This window comes from Bradyrhizobium sp. (assembly GCF_028868675.1).
GTDB lineage: Bacteria > Pseudomonadota > Alphaproteobacteria > Rhizobiales > Xanthobacteraceae > Bradyrhizobium.
In genome coordinates this window covers 38,154-47,358 of the sequence record NZ_JAGWUA010000014.1, presented here as the reverse complement: position 1 = coordinate 47,358, position 9,205 = coordinate 38,154, and the positions used below count along the sequence as shown (strand labels likewise).

General features: G+C 66.4%; 11 protein-coding genes. 6 read left to right on the top strand and 5 right to left on the bottom strand.

Annotation, left to right across the window (positions count from 1 at the left end):
* Positions 1 to 249: 249 nt before the first annotated feature.
* The 4 genes from KGM94_RS03860 to ctrA form a co-directional block, all read right to left on the bottom strand.
* Complete coding sequence (locus tag KGM94_RS03860; RefSeq protein WP_300255166.1) at positions 250 to 489, bottom strand: hypothetical protein; 240 nt, start codon at positions 487 to 489, stop codon at positions 250 to 252.
* Between the two features lie 110 nt (positions 490 to 599).
* Complete coding sequence (locus tag KGM94_RS03855; RefSeq protein ID WP_300255164.1) at positions 600 to 998, bottom strand: hypothetical protein; 399 nt, start codon at positions 996 to 998, stop codon at positions 600 to 602.
* Between the two features lie 2 nt (positions 999 to 1,000).
* Positions 1,001 to 1,405, bottom strand: a complete 405-nt coding sequence (locus tag KGM94_RS03850; protein WP_300255162.1) for a DUF350 domain-containing protein — start codon at positions 1,403 to 1,405, stop codon at positions 1,001 to 1,003.
* A 221-nt stretch (positions 1,406 to 1,626) separates the two neighbouring features.
* On the bottom strand, positions 1,627 to 2,328 hold the full coding sequence (gene ctrA, locus KGM94_RS03845) for a response regulator transcription factor CtrA (RefSeq protein ID WP_016848562.1): 702 nt from the start codon (positions 2,326 to 2,328) through the stop codon (positions 1,627 to 1,629).
* A 394-nt stretch (positions 2,329 to 2,722) separates the two neighbouring features.
* Here ctrA and fliI point away from each other — a divergent pair, with 394 nt between their 5' ends.
* The 6 genes from fliI (at position 2,723) to KGM94_RS03815 (ending at position 8,592) form a co-directional block, all read left to right on the top strand.
* A complete protein-coding gene (gene fliI, locus KGM94_RS03840; protein ID WP_300255160.1) occupies positions 2,723 to 4,048 on the top strand; it encodes a flagellar protein export ATPase FliI in 1,326 nt (441 codons plus the stop codon).
* Positions 4,049 to 4,157: 109 nt separating this feature from the next.
* Complete coding sequence (gene fliJ, locus KGM94_RS03835; protein ID WP_300255158.1) at positions 4,158 to 4,577, top strand: flagellar export protein FliJ; 420 nt, start codon at positions 4,158 to 4,160, stop codon at positions 4,575 to 4,577.
* Positions 4,578 to 4,781: 204 nt separating this feature from the next.
* On the top strand, positions 4,782 to 5,327 hold the full coding sequence (locus KGM94_RS03830; RefSeq protein ID WP_300255156.1) for a sigma-70 family RNA polymerase sigma factor: 546 nt from the start codon (positions 4,782 to 4,784) through the stop codon (positions 5,325 to 5,327).
* A gap of 3 nt (positions 5,328 to 5,330) precedes the next feature.
* Entirely contained in the window at positions 5,331 to 6,233 is a 903-nt protein-coding gene (locus KGM94_RS03825) for an anti-sigma factor (RefSeq protein ID WP_300255154.1), read from the top strand.
* 204 nt (positions 6,234 to 6,437) lie between these two features.
* Positions 6,438 to 7,397 (top strand): AraC family transcriptional regulator, encoded by a 960-nt coding sequence (locus KGM94_RS03820; protein ID WP_300255152.1) that lies wholly within the window; start codon positions 6,438 to 6,440, stop codon positions 7,395 to 7,397.
* A 256-nt stretch (positions 7,398 to 7,653) separates the two neighbouring features.
* On the top strand, positions 7,654 to 8,592 hold the full coding sequence (locus tag KGM94_RS03815; protein ID WP_300255150.1) for a formylglycine-generating enzyme family protein: 939 nt from the start codon (positions 7,654 to 7,656) through the stop codon (positions 8,590 to 8,592).
* 144 nt (positions 8,593 to 8,736) lie between these two features.
* Here KGM94_RS03815 and KGM94_RS03810 read toward each other — a convergent pair whose 3' ends face one another.
* Positions 8,737 to 8,937 (bottom strand): hypothetical protein, encoded by a 201-nt coding sequence (locus tag KGM94_RS03810; protein ID WP_300255148.1) that lies wholly within the window; start codon positions 8,935 to 8,937, stop codon positions 8,737 to 8,739.
* Positions 8,938 to 9,205: the final 268 nt, after the last annotated feature.

Genomic DNA, 9,205 nt, shown 5'->3' with positions numbered 1-9,205 from the left:
CCGTGGCCGCGAAAAAGACCAAGCGCAAGAAGATCGAGCAGCCCCAGACGAATTGGCTGAACCCGCAGCCCGAGCCGCCGATGTCGGGCAAGAAGCCCGTCCCGGGCGGCAACTGGCTGAACCCGCAGCCGGAGCCGCCGCGGCCGGTGACGACGAAGAAGCTGCGGTAGCGGCGCGCGCGACCCTCGAATCAAACGGAGTACGATGGCGCTTTCGCCAATCGCGCTTCGGGTTTTCGTGCAGTCGCTTTCAGTCGGTGGTGCCAAACGACTTGTTCGGCTTCACCGTCGGCACGTTCTTCTTGTGAACCTCGGCCTTGCCGCCCCAGGTCGCGCTGCCCTTTGGATTTTCGCAGCGGCACATCGGCGGGCGCACCGGGGGATTGGGCTGCGGCTCGCAGACCCGCACCTGCGGAAACGGGCAGGGCGCGGCTTGCGCGGCGATGCACATGGATAGCACCGCAAGCAGCGCGAGAGCCGACGTCATCATGATACGCATCGATGCACCTCGATCTTCGTCGCCCGTGCGGGCGCGTCGTCGAGCTTGCACGATACAGATCGGTCGTCGTTCCGGATTTGACCTGTCTCAACGCGGACAGGTCAGCCGTGGCCGGAGAAGCCGAAGGCGTGTGCGAAGGAGCCGAAGCCGCCGCGCGTGACGCCGCCCGAGCCGCTGTCGGAGGACCCCGACGACGTGTGGCTCGCGGAGTCGCCGCTGAAGAAGCTCGATCGCGACGACCAATGGACGCCGCTTCCGCCGCCGCTCGAAGAGCCGCGGCTGCTGCAGGCGACGGAGGGCTGCCCCGGCGCGGCCATGCCGGGGGAAGCCGGGTCGCAAGCCTGGCGCGGCACCAGCGTGTAGGCCGTGGTGCCGACCGCGATCGTGCCCATCACCAGCAGCGCGACGTGGCCGGAGCGCTTGACCGGCTCCTTGGCGGGCAGGGCCGGGGGCGCCGGCCGGCGCCTGCCGAACTCCTTGATGGGGCGGTTCTCGTCCATGGTCAGACGATCATGCAGGCGGCATTCAGGAGGCCCGCGGCGAGCGAGGCGAGCCCCAGCCAGATCGCGGGCGCGAGTTCGCCCGCGGCGATCCGCGCCGACAGGTTCGGCACCGGCACCTTCACCAGGTAGAACACGATGACCTGGACGACCAGCGCGACGAAACTCCAGATCAGGCAGTCCAGCACGTTGGCCGCATGCGCGATGGCGCTGACCAGCGGTGCCACGAAGCCGACGAGGCTCAGCCCCAGCGCGATCGCGGCGGCGGGATCATTGTCGCGGATGAGCTGGAATTCGTTGTGCGGAGTGATGCGGGTGTAGACGAACAGGTAGGTCACGATCGCGACCAGCCCGGTGCAGAAATAGACCAGGAAGGCGGGCAGGCCGGCAAGCGATTGCAGGATCATCGTTCTCCCCGGAGGGTGCGGCGAGCATTCGTCGACAGGGACAGGATAGCGGTTCAATCCTTAGGACGGGATGAAGTCGCCGCCGTGAATTCGCTCGACCCCTTCCCGAAGGCGCCCGCAGGCGGGGGAGCAAGGATACAAAAACAAAAACCCCGCCATTTGCGGCGGGGTCCAGGCTGGGAGGAACGAGCCCCGACCGGGAGCTCGCGACGGAAGGAAGCTCAGGCGGGGATGCGCTCGTCGGCCTCGTGCGGCTCGCGCAGCACGTAGCCGCGGCCCCACACGGTCTCGATGAAGTTGCGGCCCTCGGAGGCGTTGGCGAGCTTCTTGCGCAGCTTGCAGATGAAGACGTCGATGATCTTCAGCTCCGGCTCGTCCATGCCGCCATAGAGGTGGTTGAGGAACATTTCCTTGGTGAGCGTGGTGCCCTTGCGGAGCGAGAGCAGCTCCAGCATCTGGTATTCCTTGCCGGTCAGATGCACGCGCTGGCCGCCGACTTCCACCGTCTTGGTGTCGAGATTGACGACGAGGTCGCCGGTCTGGATGACCGACTGGGCGTGGCCCTTGGAGCGGCGCACGATCGCGTGGATGCGGGCCACCAGCTCGTCCTTGTGGAAGGGCTTGGTCATGTAGTCGTCGGCGCCGACGCCGAGGCCCTTGACCTTGTCCTCGATGCCGGCGAGGCCGGAGAGGATCAGAATCGGTGTCTTGATCTTGGAGACCCGAAGCTGCTTGAGCACGTCGTAGCCGGACATGTCGGGCAGGTTGAGGTCCAGAAGGATGATGTCGTAGTCGTATAGCTTGCCGAGATCGACGCCTTCTTCCCCGAGGTCGGTCGTGTAAACGTTGAAGCTTTCTGACTTCAACATCAGTTCGATCGACTGCGCGACGGCGCTGTCATCTTCAATCAGCAAAACGCGCATGCCAGTTTCCCCATAGTCGCCGCTCCGGGCGTCAGGTCGGCCGCATTCGCGGCACACAACAAACGCCTTTGAACAACTGATTCGGATCCTGACGTCACATGGTTAACAAAGTCTGATTCTGGAACGCAAGACCTCCCGGTGCAATTTTTGTCGAATCGCCCTAAGATGTTGCGCAGAAGCAGCTTTTGCCACCCGTTACGATTCAAGCTCCACTTTAAGAGACGGGCCTAACCGACTCCCGCGACTCGCCCTTCTTCTGAAGCGCAATTCGCCAGTCACCAAAGACAGTGACGCAATGATTAATGATGCGGGTAAACACGAAGTTAAGCGGCATTCAGAAATGTGGCGAAACTTAAGGTTTTCGTCATGATGGCCGAATCATGAAGGCCGGATCATGAAGGCTCTTGCCGAGCAGATCGGCGACATCGACGGCATCAACATCTACGGCCGCGTCGTGGGCGTGCGCGGCCTGATGGTCGAGGTCGCGGGTCCCATCCACGCCATGTCGGTGGGTGCGCGGCTCGTGATCGAGACCGGTGCGAACCGCGCGATCCCCTGCGAGGTGATCGGCTTCTCCGGCAACAACGCCGTCGTGATGCCGTTCGCCGGCCTCGAGGGCGTGCGCCGCGGCTGCAAGGCGATCATCGCCAACGCCGCCAATCAGGTGCGGCCCTGCGCGGCCTGGCTCGGCCGCGTCGTCAACGCGCTCGGCGAGCCGATCGACGGCAGGGGGCCGCTGCCGCAGGGCGCTTCGCCGATGCCGTTCCGCAACACGCCGCCGCCGGCGCATTCGAGGATGCGCGTGGGCAGCCCGCTCGATCTCGGCGTGCGCGCGCTCAACACCTTCCTCACCTGCTGCCGCGGCCAGCGCATGGGCATCTTCGCCGGCTCCGGCGTCGGCAAGTCGGTGCTGCTGTCGATGCTCGCGCGCAACGTCGATGCCGACGTCAGCGTCATCGGCCTGGTCGGCGAACGCGGCCGCGAGGTGCAGGAATTCCTCCAGGACGACCTCGGCGAAGAGGGTCTGGCGCGCTCCGTCGTGGTGGTGGCGACCTCCGACGAACCGGCGCTGATGCGCCGCCAGGCCGCATATCTCACGCTCGCGATCGCCGAATACTTCCGCGACGAGGACAAGGACGTGCTGTGCCTGATGGACTCGGTGACGCGCTTTGCCATGGCGCAGCGCGAGATCGGGCTGTCCGCCGGCGAGCCGCCGACCGCCAAGGGCTACACGCCGACCGTCTTCACCGAGCTGCCGAAACTGTTGGAGCGGGCGGGCCCGGGGATGGGCCTTGGCGCCATCACCGCGGTCTTCACCGTGCTGGTCGACGGCGACGACCACAACGAGCCGATCGCCGACGCCGTTCGCGGCATCCTCGACGGCCACATCGTCATGGAGCGGGCGATCGCCGAGCGCGGCCGCTACCCCGCCATCAACATCCTCAAATCGGTCTCCCGCACGATGCCGAAATCGGCCGATCCGGCGTTCTGGCCGACCATCCAGCGGGCGCGGCAGGTGATGGCGACCTATAACGACATGGAGGAATTGATCCGGCTTGGCGCCTACCGGGCGGGCTCCAGCCCCGAGGTCGACGAGGCGATCCGGCTGCACGAGCCGCTGGAGGCCTTCCTGCGCCAGGGCAAGGACGAAAGCGCGAGCCTGGCGGACGGATACCGCCAGTTGGCGCAAATCCTGACCAATTTGGAAACGGAACGCTAACTTTGTCAGGCCATCATCCGCCGCACACATTGAATATGCCGGTTGGGGCCTTCGGGGAGACCGGCGCTGTCCCGCGTGGAGCCAGGGGACTTCTGGGGAGTACGAGTCGATGAAGTCACGTGATACGCTCATTCGCCTGAAGAAATTTCAGGTCGACGAGAAGCGCCGAAGGGTCAGCCAGATCGAGAGCATGATCGCCGATTTCCAGCGGATGTCGGCCGACCTCGAGCGCGAGATCCTGACCGAGCAGGAACGCGCCGGGATCAACGATCCCTCGCATTTCGCCTATCCGACCTACGCCAAGGCCGCGATCCAGCGCCGCGAGAACCTGACCCGCTCGGCCGACGAGCTGAGGGGACAGCTCGAGGACGCCAAGGCGGCATTGGCGGAAGCCTTCGAGGAGATGAAGAAGGTCGAGTTGCTCGACGAGCGCGACCAGGCCCGCGAGCGCGCCGAGGAGAACGCCCGCGAGCAGGCCGATCTCGACAGCATCGGCTTGATGCGCGCCCGCATGGGCGCCATCGCCTGACGGCGGCGCCATCGGTCCAGACGCGACGAATTTGCAGAAACCCGGATCCCAGCGGTCCGGGTTTTCGCATGTAATGTCCACAATGTGGGCCCGGCGCTCCCTTGGGCCCCTTGGTGGCGGGCTTTGCCGCGCGCTATGGTGGCAGCAGGGTTCCAGGCCTTTGCGGGCGAGCGACGGGGAGATCGCGAGTTTGGGGGACGCTGAATGCTGACGCCGGCAGAGCTAGTCTGGCTGATCGCGGCGGTAGCGAAGGGCGATGAGGCGGCGTTCGAGCGTCTCTACGGCGCCACGCGCGCGAAACTCTATGGCGTCGTGCTCCGTATCTTGCGTCGACAGGATCTCGCCGAGGAGGTCATTCAGGAGACCTACGTCAAGATCTGGAACGGCGCCGGCCAGTTCAACCCGGCCCTGTCGTCGCCGATCACGTGGATGGCGTCGATTGCGCGCAACCGCGCGATCGATCTGGTGCGCAGGAAGACCGAGGCTTCGATCGAGGAAGAGCCGTCGGCAATGGACGTCGCGGCCGAAAGCCCCGACCCGCTGGCGCGCCGGGAAATGACGGAGGAATTGAAGCGGCTCCTGGAATGCGTCGGCCGGCTCGAGCCGGACCGGCAGAAGCTGGTGCTGCTGGCCTACTACAACGGCTGGAGCCGCGAGCAGCTGGCGGAGAAGTTTTCCGCGCCAGTCAACACGGTGAAGACCTGGCTCCGGCGCAGCATGATGGACATCCGGGAGTGCCTTGGACTGTAGCTGATGGCCTATACTGAGGACCATATCGCGCTTGCCGCGGAATACGCGCTCGGCACGCTCGACGCCGACGAGCGCGCGCAGGTCGAGACCATGATGGCGGTGGACAAGGAGTTCACCGCCATCGTCCAGGCTTGGGAATTTCGCCTCGGCGCGCTCAACCAGATGGTGGGCTCGGTCGAGCCGCGGCCGATCGTGTGGGAGAACGTCAGGAGCGCGATCGGGCAGGCCGCAGCCCCGCAGGAGCCGCTGGTGCTGCCGGAGCCGCCGCCTGCACCGCCGGCCGAGCCCGAGGTCGTGGTCGCCGCGGACCCCGTCGTCGACACCGGCAACGTCATCCGTCTGGAAGGCGGCGTGAAGCGCTGGCGCAACGTCGCCTCCGCCGTCGGTGCGCTCGCAGCCGCGCTGGCGGCGATGCTGGCGCTCGAGGTCTACGCGCCCGATGCGCTGCCCGGTGCGTTGCGCCCGGCGCCGCGCATCCAGACCGTGGAAGTGAAGACGCCGTCGGCTCCGCTCGCGCCGTCCGCGCAATATGTCGCGCTGTTGCAGGGCCAGGGCGGCGGGCCCGCCTTTATCCTCACCGTCGACGGCGCGACGCGGAATTTCACGGTGCGCAAGGTGGGCGCCACGCCGGAGCCCGGCAAGAGCTTTGAGCTCTGGCTGATTTCCGACAAGCTGCCGCGTCCGCGCTCGCTCGGCGTGATCGGCGCCGGCGATTTCACCGCGCGCCCGGTGCTTGCCTCCTTCGACGCCGAGGTCGTCAACGCCGCGACCTACGCCGTCACCGTCGAGCAGGTCGGCGGCTCGCCGAACGGCCAGCCGACCTCGTCGCCGGTGTTTTCGGGCAAGCTGATCGAGACCGTGCCGCCGTCCCCGCCGCAGGCACCGGCGCAGCCAGCCAAGAAGTAGCGCAACGAACGGGCCGCTTCGTCGTCCCGGCCTTCGTCGAGACGACCAAGGGAGCGCTGCGCCAATACGCCATCGCTCCAGTCCGCCTCGTCGTCGCGCAACGACAATCTCCCTTTGAACCGACCGGCGGCTCGCCACGTCAAATGCGCGCAATCGGTTTGACGGCGCCGCTATTCGCGGCGGCGGAGAGGGGCGAGTGGCATCATGGATCCTGCGAAGGCGCCGGCGATCTTCATTCACCACTATGCGGGACTGCCGCTCGGTCCCGCCTTTGAGCAATGGCGCGAGCGCACCTGCGGCCGATGCGGGCTCGACGTCGGTCCGAGCCGGGGCGAGACCATCGAGTCGCGCCTGCAGATCAGTCTGGTCGGCAACATCGCGCTGGCCATTCCCGAAGGAGCCTCGGCGCGGTTCTCGCGCAGGCGCGAGGCGTTGAGCGACGGCTGCGACGACCTCGTGCTGATATCGGCGCAATCGGGGCGCGTCGAAGTCGAGCAGGACGGGCGGACGATCGAGCTCGAGCCGTCGCAGATGGTGCTCGCCGACATGGCCGTCGCAGGTACCGTCGGCCACACCGAGCAAGACCGCTTCACCACCATTCGCATGCCGCGCAGGGCGCTGCTCGACATCAACCCGCGCGCGGAGGAGCGGCTGTCGCAGGTCCTGTCCGACGGCACCGTCGCCGAAACCATCACGCGCTATCACGCACTCGCCGCCGACCTCGCGCCGCATCTCGATGCGGTCGGCCAGCGCCTCACCGCGCAGCACATGGTCGATCTCGTCGGCCTCCTGCTCGGCACCGACGCCGATGCGGGCGCGCTCGCGCGCGGCCGCGGCCAGGCTGCGGCAAGGCTCGGCCTCATGCGCGGCGACGTCATGACCAATCTCGGCCGCAACGAGCTCAGCCTGTCCGAGATCGCCTCGCGCTGCGGGCTGAGCCCGCGCCAGGCGCAGCGGCTGTTCGAGCAGGCCGGCACGACCTTCACCGAATTCGTGCTGGAGCAGCGTCTGCTGCTCGCGCGCAAGCTGCTGCAGGATCCGCGCGGTCGCGCGCGCAAGATCAGCGACATCGCGCACTCCGCAGGGTTTGCCGATCTCTCCTACTTCAATCGCGCCTTTCGCAAGCGCTTCAGCGCGACGCCGTCGGATCTGCGCGAGGCGTGAATTGTCGGCGCATGTCGCGCGCACCATGGGTGCGAGTTGCGCAAGCGCGGATTGAAGATCGCGCGTGTTCGCGCGATAGCTGAAATCGAGAACGTCTTGTTGCCGCGGAAACCCGCGAAGAGTCTTGCGGCGCATTGAACCATTCGAGATTTTGGGAGACCGACAGATAGCCCACCGCGTCATTTGCGCGGCTTCAACCAAGCTCATTTCTTGAAAAGTCATTTGATGGTCACACCGACGTGACCAGGAGGGTGCCATGGGCGGTATTTCATCCCGGCCTTTTGCCCTGATTGCATCGCTGATGCTCAATTTCGCCCCGGCGCCGTCCGCGTCGGCGCAAACGGTGCCGCAGGTCACTCCCACCAGTCTGGCGCGGAAGGACGGGCGTGCCCAGACGCTGGAGCTGCGGCTTGCCAGGCCGCTCTCTCGTGCCGAGGAGACGGCGCTGCGGCCCAGGGATCGTTTCCGTGAATGCGTACGCTGCCCGGAGATGGTCGTGGTCCCCGACGGCGTGTTCATGATGGGCGCCGACGCAAGCGAGGCGGGCAGCACCGAGGACGAGCGGCCGCGTCATCGGGTGAGCCTGCAGCATTTCGCGGCCGGACGCTCGCCGGTGACGTCGGAGGAATGGCAAGCCTGCGTGGCGGCGAAAGGTTGCGCCCATCGCGTTCCGATCATCGCGGGCCGCGAGCGCGATTCCGTCACCGGCATTCTCTGGGACGAGGCGGGGGACTACGTGCGATGGCTCTCGCACGCGACGGGCAGGCCGTACCGGCTTCTGAGCGAGGCCGAGCGCGAATATGCCGCCCGCGCCGGCACCACCACCGCCTTCTGGTGGGGCGACGTCGCCGATCCGCACGAGGCCGATGCCGCCGCCGCGAATCTCGTCGCCGACATCGGCATCTCCACGGTCGCGGCGATGCCGCCGACGGTGCCGCTCGCCAATCCGTTCGGGCTGCTGGAGGTCCATGGCGCGGTCTACGACTGGGTCGAGGATTGCTGGCACGACAATTACGTCGGCGCGCCGAGCGACGGCTCGGCCTGGACGGCGGGCGATTGCAAGGGCCACGTCCTGCGCGGTGGCGCCCTGAGCCGGTCGCTGCAGACCCGCCGCTCCGCCGCGCGAATGTGGTCCGGCCCGCCCAACCGCATGGACTACATGAGCGTGCGCGTCGCACGGACGCTGGGGCCGTAGGTGGCGTGCGCGCTCCCAAAAATGCGAAAGCGCCCGTGGGGGGCGGGCGCTTTCAGTAGTCGACTTGGGGTTGGGGTCGTCTACATATCCACGTGGCGACTTTGGGGGGCTGGTAAAGAGCCGCGTGAATTCCGTGAAATCTCCTTAGCGTACGAGCGAGGCGCTCGAACTCGTGATTGCGACCGGCTGGCCGGCCTTGATGACGCGGGCGGTCTGGGTCAGGCCTTCATCCGAGCCCATGCGCGCCGTGATGCCGAAGCCCGCCACCACGATGCCGGCAACGAGGGCGACGACCACAATCTTCAGATGGGTCGCGCGATCCGCGCTGTAGATCGAGTGGTTCATGGAAGCCTCCTGCCGCGTCTCCCGAAAGTAGTCTCCCGCTTTGGGAGCGAGGTTCACGCCCTCGGTGCCCAACAACCTAGTATTGGGGAGATTCGTTCCCAAGGGGCGATCACAAGGGCGTGAACAGACGTGAAGGAGCGCGATCGAAACGGCGCGTTTCTGAATATTTATTCAGGTGTTTCAGCGTGTTGTCTTAGGCGCGACGGTTCCCGGCCGTCACGCCGCTCGGGGCGCGAAAATGCAAAAAGAGATTGCCTGTTGCGAAAAA